At 59.7% G+C, this 24,299-nt stretch carries 22 protein-coding genes and 3 pseudogenes; 5 read left to right on the plus strand and 20 right to left on the minus strand.

The window, feature by feature from the left end; translation table 11 throughout:
- Window positions 1-482 precede the first annotated feature (482 nt).
- A pseudogene (locus C934_RS32070) lies at window positions 483-2,155 on the minus strand (IS66 family transposase).
- A gap of 190 nt (window positions 2,156-2,345) precedes the next feature.
- Window positions 2,346-3,068, minus strand: a pseudogene (locus tag C934_RS36175) (IS66 family transposase); the annotation flags it as partial.
- Between C934_RS36175 and C934_RS32075 the strand changes: the two are divergent.
- Window positions 3,063-3,532, plus strand: a pseudogene (locus C934_RS32075) (IS6 family transposase); the annotation flags it as partial. The pseudogenes C934_RS36175 and C934_RS32075 sit on opposite strands and share 6 nt — an antisense overlap.
- A gap of 60 nt (window positions 3,533-3,592) precedes the next feature.
- Here C934_RS32075 and C934_RS0117585 read toward each other — a convergent pair.
- The 10 genes from C934_RS0117585 to C934_RS0117625 all read right to left on the minus strand — a co-directional run bounded on the left by C934_RS0117585 (window position 3,593) and on the right by C934_RS0117625 (window position 13,407).
- A complete protein-coding gene (locus C934_RS0117585) occupies window positions 3,593-4,456 on the minus strand; it encodes an AraC family transcriptional regulator (protein WP_018857965.1) in 864 nt (287 codons plus the stop codon).
- A 300-nt stretch (window positions 4,457-4,756) separates the two neighbouring features.
- Window positions 4,757-6,214: a YncE family protein gene (locus C934_RS0117590; protein WP_018857966.1), complete on the minus strand. Its 1,458-nt coding sequence runs from the start codon at window positions 6,212-6,214 to the stop codon at window positions 4,757-4,759.
- A gap of 16 nt (window positions 6,215-6,230) precedes the next feature.
- A complete protein-coding gene (locus C934_RS0117595; protein WP_018857967.1) occupies window positions 6,231-6,722 on the minus strand; it encodes a DUF305 domain-containing protein in 492 nt (163 codons plus the stop codon).
- Window positions 6,723-6,846: 124 nt separating this feature from the next.
- Entirely contained in the window at window positions 6,847-8,130 is a 1,284-nt protein-coding gene (locus tag C934_RS0117600) for an epoxide hydrolase family protein (RefSeq protein WP_156828762.1), read from the minus strand.
- Window positions 8,131-8,275: 145 nt separating this feature from the next.
- Window positions 8,276-8,719 carry a nuclear transport factor 2 family protein gene (locus C934_RS0117605; RefSeq protein ID WP_018857969.1) on the minus strand — a complete coding sequence of 148 codons (444 nt, stop codon included), beginning with the start codon at window positions 8,717-8,719 and terminating at the stop codon, window positions 8,276-8,278.
- A 29-nt stretch (window positions 8,720-8,748) separates the two neighbouring features.
- Complete coding sequence (locus C934_RS0117610; protein WP_026371878.1) at window positions 8,749-10,017, minus strand: epoxide hydrolase family protein; 1,269 nt, start codon at window positions 10,015-10,017, stop codon at window positions 8,749-8,751.
- Window positions 10,018-10,041: 24 nt separating this feature from the next.
- Window positions 10,042-10,206, minus strand: a complete 165-nt coding sequence (locus C934_RS35200) for an alpha/beta hydrolase (protein WP_018857971.1) — start codon at window positions 10,204-10,206, stop codon at window positions 10,042-10,044.
- A complete protein-coding gene (locus C934_RS32080) occupies window positions 10,164-11,039 on the minus strand; it encodes an alpha/beta fold hydrolase (RefSeq protein ID WP_198011815.1) in 876 nt (291 codons plus the stop codon). The genes C934_RS35200 and C934_RS32080 overlap by 43 nt, the downstream gene beginning before the upstream one ends.
- A 1-nt stretch (window position 11,040) precedes the next feature.
- A complete protein-coding gene (locus C934_RS32085) occupies window positions 11,041-12,225 on the minus strand; it encodes an MFS transporter (RefSeq protein ID WP_018857972.1) in 1,185 nt (394 codons plus the stop codon).
- A gap of 183 nt (window positions 12,226-12,408) precedes the next feature.
- Window positions 12,409-13,407, minus strand: coding sequence for an alpha/beta fold hydrolase (locus C934_RS0117625; protein WP_018857973.1), 999 nt, complete (start codon window positions 13,405-13,407; stop codon window positions 12,409-12,411).
- Between the two features lie 195 nt (window positions 13,408-13,602).
- Here C934_RS0117625 and C934_RS0117630 point away from each other — a divergent pair, with 195 nt between their 5' ends.
- Window positions 13,603-14,475 carry a helix-turn-helix domain-containing protein gene (locus C934_RS0117630; RefSeq protein ID WP_018857974.1) on the plus strand — a complete coding sequence of 291 codons (873 nt, stop codon included), beginning with the start codon at window positions 13,603-13,605 and terminating at the stop codon, window positions 14,473-14,475.
- The gene (locus C934_RS0117635) at window positions 14,472-15,353 is read left to right on the plus strand and encodes a helix-turn-helix domain-containing protein (protein ID WP_018857975.1); all 882 of its coding nucleotides are present in this window, start codon (window positions 14,472-14,474) and stop codon (window positions 15,351-15,353) included. The genes C934_RS0117630 and C934_RS0117635 overlap by 4 nt, the downstream gene beginning before the upstream one ends.
- Before the next feature lie 25 nt (window positions 15,354-15,378).
- On the opposite strand, the gene C934_RS0117640 is transcribed toward C934_RS0117635, so the two are convergent.
- The 7 genes from C934_RS0117640 to C934_RS0117670 all read right to left on the minus strand — a co-directional run bounded on the left by C934_RS0117640 (window position 15,379) and on the right by C934_RS0117670 (window position 22,196).
- Window positions 15,379-15,735, minus strand: coding sequence for a putative quinol monooxygenase (locus C934_RS0117640; RefSeq protein ID WP_018857976.1), 357 nt, complete (start codon window positions 15,733-15,735; stop codon window positions 15,379-15,381).
- Between the two features lie 165 nt (window positions 15,736-15,900).
- A complete protein-coding gene (locus tag C934_RS0117645) occupies window positions 15,901-16,902 on the minus strand; it encodes a zinc-binding dehydrogenase (RefSeq protein WP_018857977.1) in 1,002 nt (333 codons plus the stop codon).
- Window positions 16,903-16,955: 53 nt separating this feature from the next.
- Entirely contained in the window at window positions 16,956-17,711 is a 756-nt protein-coding gene (locus C934_RS0117650) for an SDR family NAD(P)-dependent oxidoreductase (protein ID WP_018857978.1), read from the minus strand.
- Window positions 17,712-17,884: 173 nt separating this feature from the next.
- Complete coding sequence (locus C934_RS0117655) at window positions 17,885-18,826, minus strand: LysR family transcriptional regulator (RefSeq protein WP_018857979.1); 942 nt, start codon at window positions 18,824-18,826, stop codon at window positions 17,885-17,887.
- A 127-nt stretch (window positions 18,827-18,953) separates the two neighbouring features.
- Window positions 18,954-19,826, minus strand: a complete 873-nt coding sequence (locus C934_RS0117660; RefSeq protein WP_037089939.1) for an AraC family transcriptional regulator — start codon at window positions 19,824-19,826, stop codon at window positions 18,954-18,956.
- A 76-nt stretch (window positions 19,827-19,902) separates the two neighbouring features.
- Window positions 19,903-21,042 carry an acyl-CoA dehydrogenase family protein gene (locus tag C934_RS0117665; RefSeq protein ID WP_018857981.1) on the minus strand — a complete coding sequence of 380 codons (1,140 nt, stop codon included), beginning with the start codon at window positions 21,040-21,042 and terminating at the stop codon, window positions 19,903-19,905.
- Window positions 21,039-22,196, minus strand: a complete 1,158-nt coding sequence (locus tag C934_RS0117670; protein ID WP_037089929.1) for a CaiB/BaiF CoA transferase family protein — start codon at window positions 22,194-22,196, stop codon at window positions 21,039-21,041. The genes C934_RS0117665 and C934_RS0117670 overlap by 4 nt, the downstream gene beginning before the upstream one ends.
- A gap of 108 nt (window positions 22,197-22,304) precedes the next feature.
- Between C934_RS0117670 and C934_RS0117675 the strand changes: the two genes are divergently transcribed.
- On the plus strand, window positions 22,305-23,180 hold the full coding sequence (locus C934_RS0117675; RefSeq protein WP_198011816.1) for a LysR family transcriptional regulator: 876 nt from the start codon (window positions 22,305-22,307) through the stop codon (window positions 23,178-23,180).
- 423 nt (window positions 23,181-23,603) lie between these two features.
- Here C934_RS0117675 and C934_RS33760 read toward each other — a convergent pair whose 3' ends face one another.
- Window positions 23,604-23,873, minus strand: a complete 270-nt coding sequence (locus C934_RS33760; RefSeq protein WP_083929870.1) for a helix-turn-helix domain-containing protein — start codon at window positions 23,871-23,873, stop codon at window positions 23,604-23,606.
- A gap of 91 nt (window positions 23,874-23,964) precedes the next feature.
- Here C934_RS33760 and C934_RS0117680 point away from each other — a divergent pair.
- The coding region (locus C934_RS0117680; protein WP_018857984.1) for a LysR family transcriptional regulator at window positions 23,965-24,299 on the plus strand (335 nt) is incomplete at its 3' end.

Raw genomic sequence — 24,299 nt, forward strand, 5'->3', positions numbered from 1 at the left:
GCAGGGTCGGTTGCCCGCCGCTCTTTGTTGCGCTCGCCGAGACGCGATGATGTGGGGGATTGCCATCTGAACCTGTTGATTCGCGCCGCAGGCATGAGTTTCATCTGCAGCCACGGATACTCGTAACCTCTGTCTCCTCCCTTGGGGGCGTATGTCGTTATTCCATGTAAAACGCCAGGATTTATGGGGAATCCGCTCATTCAGGCGACTGAGAAGAGAGATTCGCGAGCTTTGTCGATCTACCATCGATAACCGGTCATTATCGATGGTTAGAATCACGACTTAAGACCGTCGCAGGTAGCGGAAATTATAGGCGATATTACTTCTTATTAATGACGCGTTTACCATAATGTCAATGTCTTAGTTCTTCCGAAATTGGCGGATCGCTAGGTAAGCGGGGGGTACGTGGAGCATATTTGGTGGCACCGCCGGTTCGTTGGGCAACGTCGCTGAATGCAGCCGAGCCGGGCGGCTCCGGTGTTTTAGGCCCGAGCGAGAATGATCGCCGGCAGCGGCGGGACTGGGTTACCTATGGTGCCAATGCCGAGCCGGTCACCGAGGAAGTGGTAGAAGGAAAGCCCCAACTTCTGGCACGTCTTCATCAAACCAAGCATGACATCGCGCGCAACACGACCATCCTCGCTCATCGTGCCGCCGGAGATCTTCCGCTTCGTGACAAACGTTCGTAGGTCATTCTCCGATGCGTTGGTGTGCAACGGAATATCGGGATGTTCGAGGACCTTCAGCAGCTCATTCTTTCGTCGATGCAGCCGTTCGAGCAACTTGTCGAGAGCCTCATAACCGGTGCGCAGGGTAAAGATCCTGTCGAACCGTCGTCGAAACGCGGGAGCGGACTGAGGGGAAGGATTCTGCTTGTAGGCTTTCAGCGCCTTGTAAAGCGCCAGACGAGATCGCGGACCATGGTGAGCAGCCGTTCCTCCTTCGCGGTCGCCGGCATCAGCTTCTGCAGCAGGCGCTCGCCATGCACCCAGCACAGGGCGTGATTGCCGACTCGGAACTGGCCGGCGTCGTCGGACACGATCACCATGTTGCCGACCAGGCCATGATGGCGGATGGCGCCCCAGAGGCCGGCCTCGGCAAGCGTGCCAATCTCCTGGCTGTCAAAGATGTCGATACCCTTGTCGGCCAGATGCGCCAGGAATGGCACCTGGTTGCAGAAGCGCTGCGGTTCAAGTGCGCGAAGTCCGGCAGTAATGGCCGCATCCGCACGGCGTTCTTTCAGGTAATCGAACGCGGCATCGTTCAGCACATAATCCTGGTAGCCGCCGCGCAATAGCGACAGGAAATTCAGGCGGGACTTCGATTTTGTGGTGCGAAAGACAGTAAAATTCGGGCCGCCGATGTGTGTGGCGTAACATGGATTATGGGAATGTCGGGCGCCAGTGTCGTCGACGGTGACATAAGACGACGACACTAGACCGGCATGCAACACCGCCGCGTCCTCGGCAACAAAGCCATCCAGCTGTCGGGTCAGAAGCCGTACGATCTGGCGTTTTGAGATGTCGAGACCAATGTCATTGAGCAATGTCGTCAGACGCGCGGTCGTTACCTGTCCTTGTGCATGCAACATCAGGCACAGCCGCCTGAGATTGGGGCCATAGCCACCGATGATCCCCGCCGGCAAGGCTGCCAGTACCGTCTTTCCATCCGGTGTCATCCAACATTCGCGACGGTAGTGCACGAGCTCCGCCTTGAGCACCAGGTCGCGAACATAGATGCTTTTGTACCCCTTGAAGCGTGAGCCGGCCGGGGCGTTGATGCGCAGGATCTCCTGCCGGCTCACCCGTTTCATATCGAACTTCGGACCGCGCGGCTTCTTCTTTGTCTGGGCTTTGTTATCGGATTTGGCATCCGTCGCCTTGTCCATACCGGAGGAACGAAACGGCGGGCGCGGCGGCAGGTTCTTCAACCGGGCGATCTCGTCGCGCAGCAGCTGATTGTCGAGTTTCAAGCGGGTGTTATCGAGCCGGAGGGCGGCGTTTTCCTCCCGCAGCTGGATGTTGTGGGCCTCGAGCTTCTCGAGTCGGGCTTCCGCCTGCAGCGACCGTTCCAGCAAACCCGTCACCAGACTGCGCAACGCATTCAGTGAAAGCGTGTCGGCATGCTCGGGTGAGGGGAGCCGCTTCTTTGCCATGCCCGGAGCGAATCATGATTTGCCCCGTCTTAGGAATCCCTGCGCCGACCAGCCGGATTCAACGCGCCGGCTTATGCACACTTTTTATGAGCGGGCACTAAAATTCTGCCACCGATTTTGCCCCGCTAACAAGCGGGGGAAGCGGGGCTGATCCGGTGGCACTGCCGGCACAATGAGCAATGGAAAAGCGTCAGCCGCGCGCTGCGACCATGGAAGGGAGGGGCGGAATAGGATGATCGTCGTCACCCATGCCCAACCGATCGCCAAGATAGTGCCAGAACGACAGACCAAGCTTTTGGCAGGTCTTCATCAGGCCGAGCATGCTGTCGCGCGCCTGTCGGCCATTGCGACTGACCTTCCCACCCGAGATCTTCCGCTTGATGACAAACCCGCGAAGATCCCTTTCCGATGCGTTCGTATTCAGCGGCGTTTCAGGCCGCTCGAGAACTCGCAGCAGCTCGGCCTTGCGGCGCTTCAGCCGAGACAGCAGTTGATCGAGGTCGCGATATCCGGTGCGGATGGAGAATATCCGATCGAACCGGACCTGAAGACCGTGGGCTGCACGCCGGCTTGGACTTCGCTGATAGTCTTTCAGCAGCTTGTAAAAGAGCCAGATGAGTTCACGCAGCGTCTCGACATGTTTGACCTGGCGCGGCGTCGACGGCATCAGCTTGTGCAGCAGGCGTTCTGCATGGACCCAGCAGAGCGCATGGTTGCCGACGCGAAACTGCCCAGCATCGTCGGATACGATCACTGCATTGCCAACCAGGCCATGATGGCGGATGGCGCCCCAAATGCCGGCCTCGGCAAACGGGCGGATAATGTTCCTGTCAAAGATGTCGATACCATTTTCCGCCAGATAGGCGAGAAACGGAACCTGGTTGGCAAACCGACGCGGCTCGCCTGTGTGGATGAGGTGGCTGTGTTGATCGGCGGGAAAAGACACTGGCTCTGGCGCGCCGTCGACCAGGACGGTTACGTGCTCGACGAGATCGTCCAGTCGCGACGAAACACCAAGGCGGCGAAACGCCTGCTGATCCGGCTGATGAAGAAGCAGGGCCGGGTGCCGAAGCGCATCGTCACCGACAAGCTGCGTTCCTACGGCGCGGCACGGCGTCAGATCATGCCGGCGGTCGAGCATCGATCACACAAGGGGCTGAACAATCGCGCCGAAAATTCACATTTGCCACTGCGACAACGGGAACGGCTGATGCAACGGTTTCGCTCGCCAGGCGCCCTGCAACGCTTCACCAGCGTCTTTTCGGCGGTCCGAAATCTCTTCTGCCGCCTCGTTCAAAACGCTCAGCTATTGCCATCCATTTGCATCGCCTCAGGGCGATCGCGCATTGGAAGGCCGTGACCGGCACAACTGCCTGAGCCACGCGTCATGTCGAAAGCGCGGATCAAGAATTTAACCTGACATCACCCGCCCGAGAGCTACCTCTGAGAGCGGCGCCATGCACCTGGTGTTTCTCCCGCCCGGCGCTTGAATGCCCGGTTGAGATGCATCGCATCGACGAATCCCGTGGCCTCCGCGACCGCTTCCAGCGGGATGTCCGTATCAAGAAGCAGTTCCTTCGCAAATTTGATTCTTTGCTCGAGCTGCCACTGGTAGGGCGAAAGCCCGGTCGACGCCTTGAAGGCTCGACAAAAGTGCCACTGTGACTGGTTGAGAATTCCAGCTAGCTCGCTTAGTTCTATCTGACGGGGTAATTGTTCGCGCATATACTCGGTGACTCGCTTCACCTGCCATTGAGCGAGCTTGCCCGCCTCGCGCACTTCTGCATCCCCCGCAGATAAGATCGCGAAAATCGCGGCAGTTAGGCTTTCGCCAAGCAGGTTTGAGGTCTTTTCTGTCCGTATTTCGAGCAACATACGGACGAGTGTCAGAATTCGACTGTCCATGAATCTAATGCGTGGACGCTCGAATGCCCGAGCGGTGAACTCGTCGCCGAACGTTCTGATGAGTGTCGGAATGTCGAAACGCAATACCGCATAGTGGCAGTATTCAAGCTCCCCGTAGCCCCACAAGCGCATACCCTTCGGGATCAGGGCCATATGGTTCGGGCGGTGGTCAATCGGGCAAGGCTGGTCTCTCTTTAACCGGGGTTCGGTAAAGCCGCCGACTTCGTCAAGATTAATGGTGAGCCCGGTTTCATCTTCCCGGACAAGCTCGTGAAGGACTTGTCCTCTCAGCCGCTCACGTCGCTCATCGATGGTCACGCCATTCCAAGATCCTGTCCAGCTATCTAGCTTGACGATCTTCGTGAGAAAGTCGGCCTCGTCGTAGATAGCGGTCATCCCGAATCCGAGACCAATGTCGAAGCCCGCAGCACTGTTCTACTACTACGCCACGCCATCGACGTCATGTTGACCTACTTCCTGAGCACGCGGATGGGTTGCCTCGAGCTGCCGAGACCGTCGCTTCAGCCGTGGCTTCTACCAAGCTGACCATCCATCGTTGACTTAAGGTATTCGATGGCCCCGGTTCAAGTGTCCAATCGCTGAGTGTGGACGTTTTGCCATTACGATTGGCTGGGAAGTCGTCTCTGTGAGATCCCGGGTAGATTGCCCGCAGTAGGCTGCGGGCAATCTTTCACATCAATCGGCCTGCACCTGCAGGACTTTGCCGGGCTTGCCGTCGACCGATGAGGCAACGACAATATACCTACGCTCATCCTTATGCTTGGATCCGACGATCTGCCGGATCGGGCCAACGGCATTGACGATCGCCGAGCCGGCCGGGTTCGTCATGAAGTTCGACAAGCCCTGCAGCGAACCGCTGCCATCCGCCTTGTCTGACAGCGCCAGCACATACATGGTCTTCGGTTCCAGGCCGGTTACGGATGCCTGCAGCACCTGCGTCAGCCCCTGATCGAAGAGCGTAACGCTCGTCGGCGCCGTCTTTTGCTTGTCGCCCTTTGCCGAAAGCGTCAGATGAGCGGCGACGCCTGCCGTGCCGAGCGGCTGCAGGTTCTGCATGCCGTCGCCTTCAGGAACGGCATTCGGTACATAGTTGACGGCCTGTGCCGCCTGGCCGATCGGGATCGTTGCGATGACTTTGTTGGTCAGCGTGTCGATCGCGGCCATCGCATCGGCGTTTTCCAGGCCGACATAAACGCGCGCGCCGTCGCCCGAGGGCCAGATCCCGTGAGGGAGGTTGCCAACAGGGATCGTCGAGACCTGTTCGAAGTTGTCGGTGCGGAAGACCTTCACCTCGTTGAGGCCGCCCACCGTGATATAGGCGAAACTGCCGTTCTTGTTGGTGACGAGGTTGACGTGATTGGTGATCGGGCCGGTATCGATCGTCTGGACCAGATCGAACGGCGGCTGGGCATTGAAGACCTGCGTCTTGCCGATATCCTTCAGGGTGAACCACACCTGTTTTCCATCCGGCGATGCCGCGATATTCGGGCAGAAGGGGCTCGCCTGCTTCACGTGGCCGACGATCTGGTGATCGGCGACGGTGACGACGACGGTCTCCGGATTAAAGGACGAGCAGATATAGCCATACTTGCCGTCAGGAGAGAAGATCTGCATGCCGGGACCTGCCGGCACCTTGATCTGCGTCTTCTCCTCGAAGGTGGCGGCGTCGATGACGGAGATATAGTCCTCGCCACGGACCGTCACCCAGACTTCCTTGCCGTCAGGCGTATAGAATGCCTCGTGCGGCGAGCGGCCGACATAGGTGGTGTGCTTCACTGTGTTCGTTGCGGTGTCGATGAAGGTCACGGAATTTGAGCCGATCGAGACCACGGCGATCGTCTTCTCGTCCGGCGAGAAGCCCATGCCGTGGACCAGCACTTGGCCCTTGTAGAGCGGCGAGAGGTTGCCGGGCTGAGGATCGCCGAGTTTGATGACGCCGAGAAGCTTATTGGTCGCGGGATCGGTCACCGACACGGTGTTGGAGAACTGCTCGGCGGCGTAGACGCGGTCCTTGCTGCTGACGGGGATCTCCGGGTCCGACGCGGCGAAGGGCGCCTGTCCCGCGAAGGCGGAAAAAGGCAACAGCATGCTGCCCGCCAGCAAGCTGGCGGCGAAAGATGTCCGAATATTCATTGGGAGGACCTCTGGCTTACATCTTCATGTTGGGGTCCATGCCCTGCATGGTCTTGCTGGGCGTGGATCCGGTGGGGGTAGTCTCCGGGGTGACCTGGGTTGGGGCCGCCTCGGATGGGGGTAGCGGATCGCCGATCGCAAGCTTCATGGCTGCGATCTCCTGCTGCTGATCCACGATGATCTCCTGCGCGATGCGCTTGAGCTGTTCGTTCTTGCCGTATTTGAGAACCGCGAGCGCCATCTCGATGGCGCCCTGGTGATGGGGCGTCATCATCGCCACAAAGTCGCGATCGACATCGCCTGATGGCTCAACCTCCATGTCCGCCATCATCTTGTTCATGGCCGCGTCGTTCTCCGCGAGGTAGGCCGCCTCAGGACCGGCGTCATCCATCTGCATCGCCGAATGATCGTGCTGCGAGGGATCATGGGCGAAGGCGGCGCAGGCGCCCGCAGTTGCGAGAACGGTGGCCGCAAGGACCATCGACTTTCGGGAGGACCAAAGGTTCATCGGCTTCTTCCTTATTGTTACATCGAGGTAGACACCCCATCTGCAGTTCTATTCCGGAACGGCGCAAACTTTTTTGCGCCGCCCGCTCGACACGGCTCGTTGCAGTGCTCTGACGGCTCAGGCCTCACATGGTCGCAAAGGCCTTGCGGAGTTCTTCGGTGAAGATCTCAGGCTGTTCGAAAGCCGCGAAATGCCCGCCATGCGCGGCCTCGTTCCAATAGGTCAGCTTTGAGTACATACGGTTCCCCCAGATCTTTAGAGGTCGGTAGAGCTCGGCAGGGAATACACTGACCGCAACGGGGATATCGAGCTTTTGAGGGCTGAAATCGGTATCGAAACTTTCGGCGTAGAGCCGTGCCGAAGACGCTGCGGTGTCCGTCAGCCAGTAGAGTATGATGTCATCCAACATCTGGTCGTAGCCGAGCTCCTTCTCCGGGTGATGGTCCGCATCGGTCCATTCTCCGAATTTCTCGTAGATCCAGGCGGCTTGACCGGTCGGAGAATCCGCAAGCGCATAGCCGATCGTCTGCGGGCGGGTGGATTGTATTTTAGCGTAGCCGGAGCCATGGGTCCCGAAAGCGACCAGTTGGGCAATCGATGCCTGCTCTTCCGCGTCAGGAGTGCCTTCAATCGGCGGCGGAAACAGCAAGGGCAGGTTGAGGTGGACACCTTTCAGTCCAGCAACATGCTGCTTCGCCATCCATGTGGTGACACCAGCACCCCAGTCTCCACCTTGGGCATAATATTGCGTGTAGCCCAGGCGCTGCATCAACTGCGCCCATGCTCGCGCGATCCTCGGTAGGCCCCAACCGGTCTCCTTCGGTTTGTCGGAAAAGCCGTAGCCTGGCAGCGAGGGGATAACGACGTGGAATGCGTCCTCGGCCTTGCCGCCGTGAGCGATCGGATCGGTGAGCGGACCGATCACGTTGAGGAATTCGATGACGGAACCAGGCCATCCATGCGTCAGGACCAGGGGCCGTGCATTCGCATGTTTTGACTTCACATGGATGAAGTGAATGCCCAAGCCATCTATCTCGGTCCGGAATTGCGGGTAGGCATTCAGGCGCTTTTCCAGCCGACGCATATCGTAGCTGTCGCGCCAGTACTTCAAAAGCGCCTCGACCGAATTCAGAGGGGCGCCTTGCGACCAGTCGGCGACGGTTTCCCTTTCCGGCAGGCGTGCGGCACGAAGCCGGCCGCGAAGGTCTTCAATTGCTGAAGCCGGGATTTTCACCTTGAATGGATCGATGCCATTCGTCGCAGTGGGCACCTCCATGCCGCCGGTCGACTGCATTGCCGCCGCCGCTTCGCCGACCGCCATGAAGGCCGAAACTGCTGCCGCAGCTCCAAGAAACAGCCGGCGGCTAGGGTCGATATCGCGGGGGCTGTCAGGGTTCACATCTTTCATCGTCATTTCCATTCTGGGGTTCAAACACATGCCCTGATCTAGGCGGCGGGCGACCTGCGCAGAAGTGGCGGCGCAGGGAGATACAATCCATCAGCATGGATGATCAGAATGCGCCGCGGCTGTTCGAAATCGGCCGTAGCCGCTGTCACGCTTGCTGGAGGGACGCGCCGAGGTTGCCGAGCACCCCGAGCTGGCCGAAGATGATTGTCGCGGCCGTGTAGCAATGGAAGGACGTCACCTTGCCATCCTTCAGATGGAAGACGTCACAGCATGGTGCGTGCATTTCCTTGCCCGTCGCCGCAATCGTTCCAGCTGCCAGCGCAAGGGGGCCTGTATGGGTGCCGTTGAGGGTCAGTTCCACGATGACCACGTCGTCGGTCACGTAGAAGTTTCCGAGTTCGCGGTGCATGTCGTGGAAGGCGGTAGCGTAGATGTTGACCGTTTTGCCGATGTCGGGGCCGTAATATTTCGCGCCGGCCGACACGTCCCAGAAATAGCCGCCCTCGGCAAAAAGGGCGACGAATGCCGCCACATCCTTCACTTCGGCGGTCCGGTAGAGTTCGCGGATGATTTCTTCGTTGGTAGGCATGTTGTTTCCTTGGCTTTGCTAGAGGTGGATCAGCGGATGGACTTGAAGGCCTTGCGCATTTCCTGCGCGAAGAGGTTGGGTTGCTCGAAGGCGGCGAAGTGACCGCCCTTGTCGACCTCGTTCCAGTAAAAGAGGTTCGGCCAGTGGGCTTCGGCCCATGCCTTCGGCGCCCGGTAAATCTCCTTTGGAAAGATCGTCGCGGCCATCGGCAGTTCGATCCGACCGGCGTCGAAGCCGCCGCCGTTGCGGGCGTTTTCCCAGTAGATGCGAGCGGACGAGGCGGCCGTGTCCGTAAACCAGTAGAGCGAGATATCATCGAGCATCTCGTCGACTGTCAGGGCGTCTTCCGGTTCGCCGCGATTGTCCGTCCAGGCCTGAAACTTCTCGTAGATCCAGGTCGCCTGTCCGACCGGAGAATCCGCAAGCGCGTAGCCGATCGTCTGTGGCCGCGTCGCCTGCTCCTTGAAATAGCCGAACTGGTCGCTGGCAAACCGGGCGACCGCATCCATCGCCGCCTTCTCCTCGGGCGTCGGATTGTCCGGGAATTTCTCCGGGAAGACGAGCGGCCAGTTCACGTGCGCGGCGACAAGCCCTTCGGGTCTGATATGGCCAAGGGCGTGGGTGACGCCGGAACCCCAGTCTCCGCCTTGCGCCACCCACTTGTCATAGCCGAGGCGTTTCATCAGCGTGGCCCACGCATTGGCGGTCCGCACCACGGTCCATCCTTCCGAGGCCGGCTTGTCGGAAAAGCCGAAGCCGGGCTGTGAGGGAATGACGACGTGGAAAGCGTCCTCAGCCGTGCCGCCGTGCTCGGTCGGATTGGTGAGCGGTTCAATCACTTTCAGGAACTCGACGACCGAGCCCGGCCAGCCGTGGGTCAGGATGATCGGCAGGGCGTTCTCGTGCTTCGACTTCACATGAATGAAATGGATGCCAAGCCCGTCGATCTCGGTGCGGAACTGCGGATAGGCGTTGATGCGCTTCTCGAATTTGCGCCAGTCGTACTTCTCCGCCCAATAGGAAATCAGGGCTTTCGTCTTGTGAAGCGGCACCCCCTGGGACCAATCGGAAACCGTTTCCTTCTCCGGCCAGCGCGTGTTCTTCAGCCTGCGCCTCAGGTCGTCGATTGCGGACCGAGGCACGGACACTTTGAAGGGTGTGACGTCTTTCGTCGCTGGCGGAATGCTTAAGGCGGATGTCGTGGCTGATGCCTGCGAAGCAAATGCGGTGGCGGCGGGCAAGGCGAGAGCAAGCTGCAGCATGCGCCGACGCGAAGGGTCAGTCGATTGAGTTGTCATGGCTGTGTCCTGGAAATGAAAATTTTACTTGAGGAAGTTGACGATGTAATTGAGGGTCTCTTCCGGCTGCTCTTCGGCGATGAAGTGGCCGCTATCGGCGATCTTGAAGGCCTTCAGATCGGTCGTCTTTCTCTCAAGGGTCGTTTTCAGCCAAACGTAACCGGGGCCGCCCAGAGCCAGAACCGGCATCTCGAGCTTTGCATAGTTGCCGTCATCGACGATGTCTTGCGGGAAGCCTGATACCAAGCGTTGCCGGCGCGGATTGCGTCCCGGCTCGCATAGGCCGTCGCGTAAACGGCACGGTCACGGGCGTCGATCTTGCTTTCGTCCTTCGTCAGGTAGCGGAAGAACCACTTCTGTTCGATCGCCTCACGGCCCACGAGGATGTCCTCGGGCAGCCCTTTGACCTGGTGGAAGGCGAACCACCATGGGTAAGCATGGTTTTCGTCGATCTTGTCGCCGAAGGTCCCGGCCGTCGGAAGCAACGGCCACTTGGCGAGCTCGGCGTCCGGATGTGGAACATCCAGCATCACTACCTTGCCGGTGGCTTCGGGATAGTTGGCCGCATAGGCAAAAGCGACCATCGAGCCGATATCGTGCCCGATCACATCGGCCTTTCCATATCCAAGCGCCTTGACGAGTTCATGGACATCGCTGGCGAGGATCTTCTTCTCATAGCCATCGGCCGGCTTGTCGGATTGCCCCATGCCGCGAATGTCGAGCGATATAACCGTGTGGCCCCTGGCAAGTTCAGGCATGATCTTGTGCCAGGACCACCACGTCTCCGGCCAGCCCGGCAGCAGAACCACGGGCGAACCCTGACCGCCGATCACGTAGTGAAGTTTGACGCCGTTCACGGTGATATCGGCATTGCGAAAGCCTGGAAGCGAGGCAACGAGCTCGGCATCGCTCGGTGCCGGCGCGGCGGTACTTGCCGTAGCGGATTGAGCGGTAGCCAGATCAGCCATCGCAACGTTTGCGGCAAATGCGGCGATGGCGAGCAGTAGAGGACGAAAGATCACTTCAGATCTCCTTTGTGACGATGTTGGGGAGGGACATCTTCCTGGCGACCAGCAGCGCAGCCAGGAGGTTCAGGCATGCGCCGGCCAGGAAGGCGGCGATAATCCCTTGCGCGTCGGCGACAAGTCCGCCGAAAAATGAGCCGGCAGCGACTGCGATCTGAAAGACGCTGACAGTGATCGCAGAACTGCTTTCGAACCTTGCGGGATCGGAGGCATAGGTCCAGATCTGCACGCAGACGGGAACCGCCCCGAAGGCTGCTCCCCATATGGCAACGGCGGCGGCCTCGGCGAAAGGGTTCCAAGATAGAAGAGCGGTCAGGATGATCGACACCGCCATCGCCGCGGCAACCAACATGAAGCCAGCTGCCGGCTTTTGACCACTCAGGCGCTCTCCGACGAAGGTGCCAACGATACCGAAGACGCCATAGATCGCCAGGAACAGGCCGAGCCTTGCCGGATCGAGCAGCGCGTTGCTGACCAGATGCGGCTCGAGGTAGGTGTAGGCGGCAAAGTGGCCACCGGCAGTCAGGGCGGTCGCGGTAAAGGCGAGTGTGAGGCTGGCGCTGCGAGCCGCTTCTCGCAAACCTCGCCAGGACTGCCCGGCCTCGATCAGGATCTTGGGCAGAAGTGTTGCCTGCGCTGCCGCGACGAGCAGGCACAATGCGGCGACGGCGATGAACGATAGGCGCCAGCCCAAAATGCTCCCGAGCGCCGATCCAAGAGGTACACCGACGACGATTCCGATGGATATTCCGGCCATGATGATCGACGTCGCGCGATTGCCGTCCCGATGCGTGACAAGCTTGCGTCCGACGGCCGCGGCGAAGGTCCAGAAGCCGCCAACGCTGATACCGAGCAAGGTGCGCCCGAGAATCGTGACTTCAAAACGGGCAGCGCTGGCGACGATCAGGTTCGAGATCAGGACAAGAACCGTGAAGCCGATCAACAAAAGCCTGCGATCAACCCTTTTTGCCGAAACGGTGCAGATGGGCGCCGCGATGGCCGCGATGAGGCCAGGCGTGGTGACCAGCAGACCTGCCTGCCCGGGCTGGATGTCGAACTGGTTGGCGATATGCGACAACAGTCCGATCGGAAGGAATTCGCTCGTGACCAGCACGAAGGTGCCCACCGCGATTGAAAGCACCGCGGGCCATGAGGAGGTTGCACGCTCACTTGTCGCCGTCATGCTCGAACCTCGATGTTTAGGGATGCAAGAAGCCTCCCCGCCTTTGACAGGCGGGCCGATTGGGCTGACGCATCCATGTTTCCGATGCGAAGAAGATAGAAGGGCGGGCAGTGGCCGGGAAGCTTGATGGCGTGGAGACATCATCCACCGTGATGGATAATATCCCGCTGTCCGCCCCTGTTGTCAGGCCTTCACGAAGGCGAGCAGGTCTGGGTTGAGGACATCGGCATTCACGGTCAGCATGCCGTGCGAATATCCCTTGTAGACCTTCAGCGTGCCGTTCTTCAGGAGCTTGACGGAGAGTTCGCCGGCGTCGGCGATCGGAACGACCTGGTCGTCATCGCCATGCATCACGAGGGTTGGAACGGTAATGGCCTTGAGGTCGTCCGTCTGATCCGTTTCCGAGAAAGCCTTGATACCTTCGTAGTGCGCCTTGGCGCTGCCCATCATGCCCTGCCGCCACCAGTTCTGGATGATACCTTGCAAGGGCTTAGCGCCATCGCGATTGAAGCCGTAGAACGGTCCGGTGGGGACGTCGAGGAAGAATTGAGCCCGGTTGGCGGCCAGCGCCGAACGGAAGCCGTCGAAGACCTCGATTGGCGTGCCGCCGGGATTGGAAGCAGTCTTGACCATCAGTGGCGGAACGGCGGAGACGAGTACGGCCTTGGCGACGCGACCGTGCGGCTGGCCGTATTTCGCGACATAACGCGCGACTTCGCCGCCGCCGGTGGAGTGTCCGATATGGACTGCGTTCCTGAGGTTCAGGTGCTCGACAACGGCAAAGGCGTCGGCGGCGTAGTGATCCATGTCATGGCCTTCGGCGACCTGGCTCGAGCGGCCATGGCCACGGCGGTCATGGGCGACGACGCGGCAACCATTGGCCAGGAAGAACAGCATCTGTGCGTCCCAATCGTCCGATGACAGCGGCCAGCCATGATGGAAGACGATTGGCTGCGCGTCCTTCGGACCCCAGTCCTTGAAGAAGATGTCGACGCCGTCCTTGGTCTTGATGAGGCTTTCGGTCATGGGATGATTTCCGTTGGTGGGATTGCTCGATGATTTCGTTGCGCCGAGGCTCGGCGCGACCGGCAGCGACAGAGTCGCGGCCAGAGCGGCGCCCGTCAGAAGCGCGTCTCGTCGGGTGAGGGGCAGGGATCGGTTGGTCGAGGTCACGGTCGGCATTTCTGTTCGAGTTTCGTTGAACGGTCGAAAACTATTCCGCTCCGGTCACGCGAGCGATGCGCGTTCTTGCTGAAGCTGCACGTTCTTGCTCCAAATTTCGCTCCTGCCGAATTGGACCGTTTACGGGCTGGCGCGAGTGGATAGGTTGTCCACCAACCGGTTGTGCGCCGGGAACTGGAGGGGAACGGGCAGGGAATGAGTGTCGAAGGCGCGAACTATCTTCACGAAAACGTCGTAAGGATCGACAGCAGGGCGCGGTCCTGGAATGGCGTCACCATTGTCGATGTGCACGAATACACGAAAGGCGAGGTCCTCCATTCCCTGCTGAACGCGGAGGAGACCGGCATCGCCATGGCGCTTGAGGAGGTCGGGGGTGTGACCGAGCCGAGACTGAAGCCGCAGCAGGCTTGCCTCTTGGATCACAAACCCAACCATATGACGCTCGTGCCACGAGGGATGCCTCTCTGGGGCCACGCGACCAAGGAGCTGCACTACAGCCGATACGCGCTGCTTTTGTTCGATCTGGAGACGCTGGAGAACAAGTTCCAGGCCGACTTCAACGCCAAGATGTTTGAGCGGCCGCGAATGAGGTTCACCGACGAGCGGATCCACGCTCTGGTGAAGATGCTTGTCGACATCCAGCACGAGGATCCATCGATGATGCTTCTGGGCGATAGTCTGACATCCGCCGTGTTCGCGCTTCTATCAACCGAGGGCGATGAGCCGCCCGCGACACGGCCCCCGCTTTCGGATCATGCCCTCTCACTGATCGTCAGCTATATTCAGGATCAATTGCCGCAGCAGATCGAATTACGAGAACTTTCGGAGCTGGCCGGGATATCGCAATGGCATTTCTGTCGGGCGTTCAAGGCTTCCACGGGTCTGTCGCCTTACCAGTGGCAGCTCAAAAAGCGGGTGGATGCGGCACAGAAACTTCTGCTTCACACGGACGCCCCTCTCGACGCGATCGCGAAGGCCGTGGGATTTTGTGATCCAATGCAACTCAGTCGTGTTTTCAAGAAGTGCACTGGAGAGGCTCCCGGAACCTGGAGGCGTAACCGGCGATGAACACGCGCGAAGCCGAACTGCACGGCCTGCCATACAATATTCGCAGCATCACCACGCGAACCCAGTCCTGGAATAGCGTCCGTATAGACATCACGAAGGCGCATTACTCGCAAGGCGAAATTCTTCACCCTCTCGGTTACGAGGACATGACCCGCTTGTCGATCAATCTCGACGAGGTCGGTGGCATCACAGAGCCTCGGCTCAGCAAGAATGTACCGTGTCCAGTGGAACACAAGCCCAGAAACATGGCCTTCGCTCCGGCAGGAACGCCGTTGTGGGGATACGCTTCCGAAGTGAAGTTCGTCTACGACGCCACAGTCATCTTCGACCTCGATGCACTTTCTGAAAAGTTCGAGCACCATGTTTCTTACGCGCGGGGTGGTTCACCTAGACTGAAATTTACCGAGCCCAGGATATGGAAGCTGGTGACGATGCTGGCGGAAATCCCTGCCGAGGATGACACCTACCGGCTATACGGCGACAGCCTGACCGCTGCGATATTCGCAATTGCGTTTGAGTCGAGGGAAACGCATGCGCGTTCGGGAACGCTCGCACCCTGGCAGCTTAACCGGGTGACCGAATACATGCTGTCGCGTTTGCCCGAACAGGTAGAGTTGCAGGAACTTGCTGCCTTGGTCGGGCTCTCACAGTGGCATTTCGCGCGCGCTTTCAAGGCTTCGACAGGGGTGTCACCGTACCACTGGCAGCTCGACGAAAGGGTGAAGATGGTGCAACGGTTGCTCCTCAATTCCGACAGCCCGCTTGAGGCCGTTGCCGAGGCCACCGGTTTTAGCGACGCGATGCATCTGATACGAACCTTCAAGAAGCGATCCGGCCAGACTCCGGGAGCCTGGAGGCGTGAAAACGGCCTGAGATGACCTTGCGCCTCCAGGGAGCGGCGCGTCAGGCAGAGACGCGGCCGCGAGGGTCGTCGATATGCAGCTTGCCAACGGCGTAGCGCACGCCCTGCCGGTCGAGAATGCGGACATTCTTCACGACATGAGCGAGCGCCTTAAGGAAGGTCTCGGAGTTTTCGTGCTCCTCATAAGCCTGCTCGTTCTCGTAACCTTCGATCAGGTGGAAGGTGTTAGGGTCGACGAGGTCTTGCGCGAAGGCATAGAACCGGCAACCATTGATCTTTTCAGCGGCGGTCATATCAGGGATGACCGCGTCGATGAACGTCTGGCGATCGTCTGGATGGACGCGGTAGTAGGCGCTTACGACGACGCCCGTGGGCAAAGTCTTGTCATGGTCTGCCATGGTGTTTCCTCATGTTCTGGGTTGATCATGGTTGGGTTGTCGACGATCCGTTGAAAATTTGGATCAAGATTTGATCGGCGCGTAGCGTGCGCCGATGTCTGGATCTGCTTCGCCTGGACGTTTTTGCTCCGGATTTCGGCTCTCTGGCCGTAACCGGGCAGCTTTCTAATAGGAGGAAAGCAGGACCGTACCGGTCTTGCCGGGCATTTCGACAAGCGCTGCGGCGTTGCCGACGTCGGCCAGATCGAAGGTCTTCTCGACCGGGAAAAGCTCCGGTTTGCCACCGGCCAGTTCTATCGCCAGCGTGAGATCGGCCTTGCGAATTTCGACCGGCAGGCTCGCCCAGCGCCCGACGGTCACGCCCGAGATCCGGAGGTCGCGGGTCGAGAAATAGAGGGCTGGCACCGAGATCGGCTGCCCGGACAGATCGCCATAGGATACAAGGCTGCCACCTTGAGCCAGCAGCCCGGCCGCCGCGCTGGCCGTCTCGCCGCCCACCGGGTCGAGCACGACCCCGATCGGGTGACCGTCCGCGGCCGAAATGACCTTGTCCTGCCAGCCGGGCTTGTCGGTGGAGACGACCGGCAGATCCGGGAACACGACGTTGAGTTCGTTGACGCCGGCTTCACGCCTGACGACACCAACCACGTCGAAGCCGCGATCGAGAAGCAGTCCGATCGTCAGTCGGGCAACGGCGGATCCGGCGGCCGTCAGAACGACGACATCCCGCCCCGGTTTGGCGCCGGATGTCTCGACAGCTCGCAGCAAAAGCGCCGTCGTCAGCGGATTGACGTGGAGTTGGGCTGCCGCTTCATCCGATACGTTGGCCGGAATCTCGGTGACATATTCCGCGGAGACGATCGCCTTTTCGCTCCAGGCTCCTCGGCCAGGGAAAAAAGCGACGCGGACGCCAGACTTGAGATCGACGCCATCTCCTGCTTCCTCGACGATGCCGTAGCCTTCAAAGCCGACGCGCACGCCCTCTTTGGGAACAACCGATCCCGGCTGGTAACGTCCCGCGACGCCAAGAAGGTCGCCGTGATGAACGGGGCGCAGCAGCACCCGGATCAGAACCTCACCGCGCCCTGGACGCTTGATATCGTCGACTTCGACGGCCTGAAGGACCTCCTCGGGCTTTCCATGTTTGAAATAGACTGCAGCGCGCATCGCTTTAACTCCTTGAGAAAGGGGAGTGGCCGTCAGCCACTCCCGTCATGTGATCAGACCTGAGCCTGGCCGCCGTCGGCGAACAGTTCGGCGCCGTTGACGAAGCTTGCATCGTCGGAGGCGAGGAAGAGGGTCGCCTTGGCGATTTCCTCGGATTCGCCGACGCGGCCGAGCGGGATGCGCGAGGCGAGATAGTCGAGCAGACCCTGCTGCTGTTGCTTGTCGTCGCCGGCAAGTTCAACGAGGCCCGGGGTGCGGGTTGCGCCGGGTGAGACGACGTTGACGCGGATGCCGGTGCCCTTGAGATCGAGCGCCCAGGAGCGGGCGAGGTTGCGGACGGCTGCCTTGGAGGCGGAATAGACCGAGAAGGCGGCGGTACCTTCGGTGCCGGCGGTCGAACCGGTCAGCACGACCGACGAGCCCTGGCCCATCAGCGGCAGCGCCTTCTGCACGGTGAAGATGACGGCCTTCACATTGCGGCCGAAGGTGTCGTCGATCTGCTCCTCGGTGATCTGGCCGAGCGGCAGCATCGTGCCGCCGCCGGCGTTGACAACGAGGGCATCAAGGCGTCCGCGCTCCGACTTGACCTGAGCGAAGAGCTTGTCGAGATCCTCATTCTTCGCCGAATCCGCCTGGATGCCGACGGCGCCGTGGCCGATCTCGGCGACCGCCTTGTCCAGCGCATCCTTGCGGCGGCCGGTGATATAGACGCGTGCGCCCTCCGCCGCGAAGAGCTTGGCGGTTGCGAGGCCGATACCGCTGGTGGCGCCGGTTACGACGGCGATCTTGTTTACGAGCCTGTTGGTCATGTTGCTTTCTCCTGATGCTGGGCGCGCGGAAGGGTCCAGCCCGAATGCGCGCGGCCTGTTGAAGTGTTGAAGCTGTTCGGGAGGTGGCGTTGGCGTTTGGCCTGTCGTCGCCGTCCGATGAGGAAAATCTAGTTGGCTAGCGTGGCGGCGAGAAGCCGCCCTGTATGGAGAGATTATCCATCGGCATGGATGATCTCGGGTGTGGTGGCGCGCCTGGCGTCGACGCGCTCAAAGATCCTGGCCGCCCAGTCGGCGAACCCACGCAGGCGAGGGTTCGGAAATCGGTCGGCGGGGTAGACGAGATGGAGGGTGTGGTTTTCGGGTTTCCACTCCGGAAGGAACTCGACAAGCGAACCGCGCTCGATGTGCGGTCTGGCGAGGAAGCCGAAGCTTTGACCTATGCCCAATCCGGCCAGCAGCGCGTTCAGATGCGCGGTGCTTTCGTTGACGGAGATGCCTTCGGAACCGGGCGCATATTCGATGCGCTCATCAGCTCGTTGGAAGCGCAGGGGAAATCGCTTTCCCGACGATGCGGAAAAATAGCTGACGACTCGGTGCGCCTGGACATCGTCCGGATGCACCGGCGGCTCTCGTCCGTTCAGGTAGCCGGGCGCGGCGCAGAGCACATAGTCAAGCTCGCACAGCTTGCGCGCCATCATGGAAGAGTCAGGGAGCGCCCCGCCGCGAATGACGCAATCGATGCCTTCGCCGATAAGGTCGGCCGAGCGGTCGCTGACGCCCAACATCAGATCGATGTCGGGGTACTGAAGCTGGAAGTCGGCCAGCGCGGGGATGAGAATTTCATTCGCCAGCACGGATCCGATGTCGACGCGCAGCTTCCCCTTCGGCGTGCTGCGAGCGCCTGCGACCGTGCCGTCCATATCGTCGAGGTCGGCAAGCAGTCGGAGGGCGCGCTCGTGATAGGTGACGCCTTCGGTGGTCATCGTCACTGACCGCGTGGTGCGTTCAACCAGCTTGGTCCCGAGATGGGCCTCGAGATCCTGCACAAGCTTGCTGACTGACGAGCGGGGCAAGTTCATGCTGTCCGCGGCCTTGGCGAAGGATCCTGCCTCGGCAACGCGTACGAAGGTCCGTATGGCGAGTATCTGATCCAAATGAAAGCCTACCTAATCGCACAGTTGAGCTGAATATACGCGGGTCCGCCTCCTATGCCATGCACGTTCTTGCGCTTTCATGTACGGTCTTGCCCTCGTTGACATCGCTCGAGGTTGGCGGCGCCTTCTATCGAAGGCTGTTCTCGCGCCGCCAGGCTGCCGGCGTCTGGCCTGTTCGCTTCTTGAATGCCCGGATCAGATGCATGGCATCGCTGAAGCCCGTCGCTTCGGCAATAACGTCGAGCGGAGCATCCGATTTAAGCAGAAGTCCCTGGGCCATCTTGGTTCTTTCCTCAAGCTGCCATTGGTAAGGGGAGATTCCGGTCGACGCCTTGAAAGCTCGGCAGAAATGCCATTGCGACTGGCCGAGCAAGGCGGCGAGTTCGCCGAGCTCGACCGGTCGAGGAAGCCTGCTGTGCATATAGTCCTTGACCCGGCGAACCTGCCACGGGGCGAGTTTCATGTGTCGCCGGTCGACCAATGGAATAGCGCTCAGCAGAGCCAATATGCCGGCCACCAGACTGTCGCCGAACAAGGCGTATGACGCACCGGCGTCGGGGATCTCGATGAGCATCTTCACCAGCGATAGAATCCTGGGATCGTTGAAGCGCAATCGCGGCTCTTCGAAAATGGCTGGACGGAAGTCACCTTGCAGGCGCGCTTCCAGAATGGGGATGTCGAATACAATCATGGCGTATCTGGCATAGCGAAGCTGTCCCGCGTATCCCCACCATGGCAGTCCCCTGGAAATCACCGCCATATGGTTGGTGCTGTGTTCCAGTGGGTTGGCCTTGTCAGGCGTCAGCCGGCACTCCGTCGTGCTCCCGACCTCCGCCAGACTGACCGTAAATCGGGTTTCGTTCGCATGCGGCATCGGGTGAACAACGCAGCCGTTGGCGTGCTCGTGAATGTCTTCGACAATGGCGCCATTCCAAATCCTGCTTCGCCTCTCGATGCTGAGGACGTTGTCAGGCAGATCCTTCTCAAATATCGTTGCCATGCCGGCAGCCCTGATATTTGGCCGAGCCATCGATCTGTTGTTTCGCGCTCGAGTGATTGCGATGTGTTCGCGGGATTTATCGGTCACGAAGCAGGGTTCTCGCGATCAAACCGCGTTGAATCTCCGAGCTGCCTTCGTAAATTCGCAGGATGCGCAGATCCCGCACATATCTCTCCAGAGGATAGTCCCGGGTATAGCCGTTGCCGCCGTGAATCTGCAGGGCCTTGTCAGCGATGCGTCCTGCCGCTTCCGTTGCGAAAAGTTTGGCCATCGCGGCTTCCGTCGAATAGCGTTTGCCGGTGCCCCGCATGCCGGCGGCGCTTTTGCCGAGTGCCCGAGCGGCCGACAGGTCCACGGCACAATCGGCGAGCATCCATTGGATGCCCTGAAAATCCGCAACGGGATGTCCTCCGACCTTCCGCTCCTTCGAATAGGCAATCGCCGCCTCAAGAGCTGCTGCCGCTACGCCCGTTGCTTGCGCCGCGACTTCTATGCGGCCGTTATCGAGCACACTCAGCGCGGTTCGAAAGCCTGATCCCTCGGTCCCCATCAGGCTCGACAATGGGACGACACAATCAAGCGTGACGGTAAAGACGTGACCACCCCTGAGGCCCATGGTCCGCTCGGGCAAGCCGAATTCGATGCCCGAGACCTCTTTCGGTTCGACCAGAAAGGCGCTAATGCCGCGCGCGCCCAATTCGGGGGCCGTTTTGGCGTAGATGATGATGAAATCCGCGTACGCCGCGTTGGATATGAAGCACTTGGTGCCACGTATGTGATACCCGCGCTCGGACTTTACCGCCGTTGTGCCCATATCGACCGGGTTGGAGCCAGCATGGGGTTCGGTAAGGGCGAATGCGCCCAGCATTTCGCCAGAAGCGGCAAGCGGGAGAATTCGGTCTCTTTGTTCCTCGCTGCCACCGATGTCAACGGAATCGGTTGCAAGAAAATGGGCCGTCAACATCGACGCGGTCGAGCCGCATGCGCCGGCTATCAATTCGACCGCCTCATAGAGGGCAATACCGCTCAATCCAATGCCGCCATGATTCCGCGAGATGTTCAGGCCCATCAGCCCCAGAGCGGCCATGTGCTTTAGATGGCGCGTGGCGGTCTCTTCACCCTCGTCGAGAGAGGGAGCGTAGGGTTCAAGCTCCTGCTTCGCGAAGCGCCCGATCTGTTCGAGCATCATTCGCTCTTCATCGTTCAACTCGCTCATTCGCATGCCACCCTGATCAATGCGCGTATCTCATCATTGTGCTCATTCAGTTCCGGAGCCGCGGTGCGACCTCCTCGCCGATCGCCGATGAAGTGCGCCGGTTGTTCCGGTAGCGGAAGCTGGCTGCCGTCCCGGGCTGCCGCATAGGAATAAAGGCCTCGATCATCGGCTTGCGCAGAGGTCCAGGCCTGCCTCGCTGATGATATCACCGAGCCCGGAACGCCTGCTTTCGTCAGAATTTCGACGACATCGGTGGCGGTGAAGTCTCGTGCCCAGGCGATGATTGCTTCAGCCAGATCCGGCTCGTTCTCTCGTCGTCTGGCATCCGTTGCGAACCTCGGATCGTCAACGAATTCCTGGCGTCCAATGACCTCGCAAAAGACCTTGAAAAGCCGATCGTTCAAAACCGCGACAGCGAAAAAGCCTTCTCCGGCGCGATAGACGCCAAAGGGCGCCGACAGGGGATGCTTGTTGCCGGTGCGCACCGGATCACCATTTGCGAGAAGGACGCGCGCTCCCGCTGTCGGCATCATTGCCAGCAACGAGTCAAAAAGGGAGACGTCGATTGTCCGGCCTTTTCCGGTTCTTTCCCTCTCGAAGAGCGCCACCATAATCGCCCAGCTCGAAAACACGCCCGCCGCGACGTCTCCGAATGACTCTCCGATCATTGTGGGGTCCCCGGCCTCGTTTCCGGTCAATTCCATCAGCCCCGTCATGGCTTGAACGATGATATCGTAGGCAGGCCGCATGGCATTCGGCCCCGTTTGGCCAAAGCCGGAAATCGACGCGAAAACGAGCCTTTCATTGTCGGAGCACAGCACCTCCGGCCCAAGGCCAAGCTTGGTCATCACGCCGGGGCGGAAGTTTTCAACCACCACATCTGCCTGTCTCGCCAGGGCGCGGAGCGCCTTGATTTCGTGCGGCTCTTTCAAATCCATGGCGATCGATTTCTTGCCACGATTGACGCTCTCGAAGAGGGCGCTTTTGCCGCCGAAAAAGGGACCGACCTTACGATAGTCGTCGCCCTCGATGCTCTCGATCTTGATCACCTCCGCGCCCATATCGGCGAGCAGCGCAGTGCAGTAGGGACCAGCGAGGACCCTGGTGAAGTCAATGACCGTTATCCCGCTCAAGGGCCTGTTGATCGACGGCATGTTCGGCTCCAATTGAGCTTCCAGCCTAGTCACATCAGGGGTATAAGTAGAAATATAGATTATTGATACGAGATATTGAGTTTGCCTGTACCCTTCAATCTCAGACAGGTGGGATACGCCCTCGCGGTCGCCGACCACGGGTCGACTGCCGCCGCCGCCAGAGCACTCAATGTGTCGCAGCCATCGGTATCCCAAGCCGTTACGCAACTCGAGGCGCATTTCGGGCAGCCGCTGTTTCGGCGGACGTCGGGTCACGGCTTGCAGGCGACGCCTTTCGGGCGCCTGAAGATCCCCGAATTTCGGAGGTTGCTGGATCAGGCGGAGCAGGTGTTCTCCGCAGAGACTGCCGACTTGATGTCCCACAAGCTGACCCTCGGGGTGTTTTCCACCGTTGGGCCGCGTTATGTCCCCAAGCTTGTCCGTCTGTTCGCGGAACGCTTTCCCGGCAGCTGCGTGGAGCTGGTTGAGGATGACCTGCGCGGTCTCGTCGAGGGGCTCACTTCGGGCAGAATCGACCTCGCGATCATGTATGATGTCGGCCTTCCGGCCGGTTTACACCTCACGAACCTCAAGGAGGTTCGCCCCTATGCGCTCGTGCACGACGGGCATCATCTCGCCAACGAAAAGACGGTGTTTGTGCGGGATTTGCTAAGCGATCCTCTAATTCTCATCAGTCTGCCGTTTAGTAGGGACTTCTTCCTCTCGATCGCCCAAAGCCAAGGATTGCCAGTGACGATCGCCTTAGAGACTAAATCCATTGAAATGGTTCGCTCAATGGTGGCCAATAGGCTTGGCTTCAGCTTGCTCGCCACCGACATTGCGCACGAAGCGACTTATGATGGACAAGCCGTCAAGCGCCTCGAAATTTCCGACGATATCCCGCCCCACAAGATAGTTCTGGCTGCCGGGACGTCATTGCCATTAACCGACGCGTCGAAGGCGTTCCGCGATCTCACGCTCGAATCGTTCGAAATGAACCTTTGAGGGCGGATCGTGAATAGCTTGGCAAAAAGCTGGCTCGTCAATTTTGCAGGGATACAGCGGCCAAGACAGTTCATAGCCTTCAAGGCGGTACGAGTGCCAAGGTCAACAATGACCATGTGGAATTTCCCCACGCACTGGCTCGCACTGGTATTGTGACTGCAGGCTCATCCTTCGCGGGTTGGAGGTGCTCGATTCCCAAATCGGTTCCGCAATTTACATTATCCCGCAGTGTGGTATTATAATACCGCGAGGATTTGGGAGGTCCACAATAGAACTCACGCCACAAAGTTCGAAATTTCAGACGCTTGCGCTTTTTATTTTCCGGGACTTCGTTTGAATCCCATCAAGAGCGGCGAGCGCTCGTCGCCATGTCGCCGGCCTCTTATTCGACCACCCACGTACACGCACGACCTCACTTGAGCCTTAATTTCTTCCCTTAGGTTTGCGGCCCGAGCGAAGCGGTTTGGGTTTTCCCTCATGCGGACTAATTTCTTCAAACAGGGCTGCAATCCCGACCGAAAGAACAAGTGCGAAAGCCTCTAGGGTGGCCACCGTGACGTTCTCTTCACCCCGTTCAACTCGCCCCACATAGGAACGGTCGATACCTGCCTCCAGTGCGAGCCTTTCCTGCGACAGACCTCGCTCCACGCGAAGGCGCCTCAAATTCCATCCAATGGTCTGCTTCGTGTCCATCCGCGCAGAACACATTTAAACGGCTTGACAATCGACGGACTGTAGGTCCCATATTAGTGCTTGTTGGTTTGTATGAGGCGGAGGGTTAAAGGTGGAACTGCGCCAACTCACCTATTTCAAAGCGGTGGCCGAGGAACTGCACTTCGGCCGGGCGGCAGCCAGGATGCGGATTGCCCAGCCGGCGCTCAGCAATCATGTGATGTCGCTGGAAAGGGAGCTTGGCTGCCCGCTGTTCATCCGCTCGACCAGACGGGTGGAACTGACCAGGGCAGGGGAAACCTTCTATGATCGCTGTGTGCGGATCCTGAGCGACATCGACCTGACCACCGAACTGACGCGGGCAGCCGGCGGCAGTCGCATCCGCCAGATCAGGATCGGCAGCATCTACCCGGCCACCATGGGCATGCTGCCAACCTTCCTTGCCAA

It is taken from the genome of Rhizobium sp. 42MFCr.1 (assembly GCF_000377185.1).
Classification (GTDB): Bacteria; Pseudomonadota; Alphaproteobacteria; order Rhizobiales; family Rhizobiaceae; genus Rhizobium; species Rhizobium altiplani.

Excerpts from the sequence above, each read along its gene's own strand:
- C934_RS0117585 (WP_018857965.1), bottom strand. The coding sequence starts at position 4,456 with ATGACCGCTATCTACGACGAGGCCGACTTTCTCACGAAGATCGTCAAG.
- C934_RS0117605 (WP_018857969.1), bottom strand. The coding sequence starts at position 8,719 with ATGCCTACCAACGAAGAAATCATCCGCGAACTCTACCGGACCGCCGAA.
- C934_RS0117645 (WP_018857977.1), bottom strand. The coding sequence starts at position 16,902 with ATGCGCGCTGCAGTCTATTTCAAACATGGAAAGCCCGAGGAGGTCCTT.
- C934_RS0117650 (WP_018857978.1), bottom strand. The coding sequence starts at position 17,711 with ATGACCAACAGGCTCGTAAACAAGATCGCCGTCGTAACCGGCGCCACC.
- C934_RS0117670 (WP_037089929.1), bottom strand. The coding sequence starts at position 22,196 with ATGCCGTCGATCAACAGGCCCTTGAGCGGGATAACGGTCATTGACTTC.
- C934_RS0117660 (WP_037089939.1), bottom strand. The coding sequence starts at position 19,826 with ATGGCAACGATATTTGAGAAGGATCTGCCTGACAACGTCCTCAGCATC.
- C934_RS0117665 (WP_018857981.1), bottom strand. The coding sequence starts at position 21,042 with ATGAGCGAGTTGAACGATGAAGAGCGAATGATGCTCGAACAGATCGGG.
- C934_RS0117610 (WP_026371878.1), bottom strand. The coding sequence starts at position 10,017 with ATGACAACTCAATCGACTGACCCTTCGCGTCGGCGCATGCTGCAGCTT.
- C934_RS0117635 (WP_018857975.1), top strand. The coding sequence starts at position 14,472 with ATGAACACGCGCGAAGCCGAACTGCACGGCCTGCCATACAATATTCGC.
- C934_RS0117630 (WP_018857974.1), top strand. The coding sequence starts at position 13,603 with ATGAGTGTCGAAGGCGCGAACTATCTTCACGAAAACGTCGTAAGGATC.
- C934_RS0117600 (WP_156828762.1), bottom strand. The coding sequence starts at position 8,130 with ATGAAAGATGTGAACCCTGACAGCCCCCGCGATATCGACCCTAGCCGC.
- C934_RS33760 (WP_083929870.1), bottom strand. The coding sequence starts at position 23,873 with ATGGACACGAAGCAGACCATTGGATGGAATTTGAGGCGCCTTCGCGTG.
- C934_RS32085 (WP_018857972.1), bottom strand. The coding sequence starts at position 12,225 with ATGACGGCGACAAGTGAGCGTGCAACCTCCTCATGGCCCGCGGTGCTT.
- C934_RS0117625 (WP_018857973.1), bottom strand. The coding sequence starts at position 13,407 with ATGCCGACCGTGACCTCGACCAACCGATCCCTGCCCCTCACCCGACGA.
- C934_RS35200 (WP_018857971.1), bottom strand. The coding sequence starts at position 10,206 with ATGCCGGTTCTGGCTCTGGGCGGCCCCGGTTACGTTTGGCTGAAAACG.
- C934_RS0117640 (WP_018857976.1), bottom strand. The coding sequence starts at position 15,735 with ATGGCAGACCATGACAAGACTTTGCCCACGGGCGTCGTCGTAAGCGCC.
- C934_RS0117590 (WP_018857966.1), bottom strand. The coding sequence starts at position 6,214 with ATGAATATTCGGACATCTTTCGCCGCCAGCTTGCTGGCGGGCAGCATG.
- C934_RS0117595 (WP_018857967.1), bottom strand. The coding sequence starts at position 6,722 with ATGAACCTTTGGTCCTCCCGAAAGTCGATGGTCCTTGCGGCCACCGTT.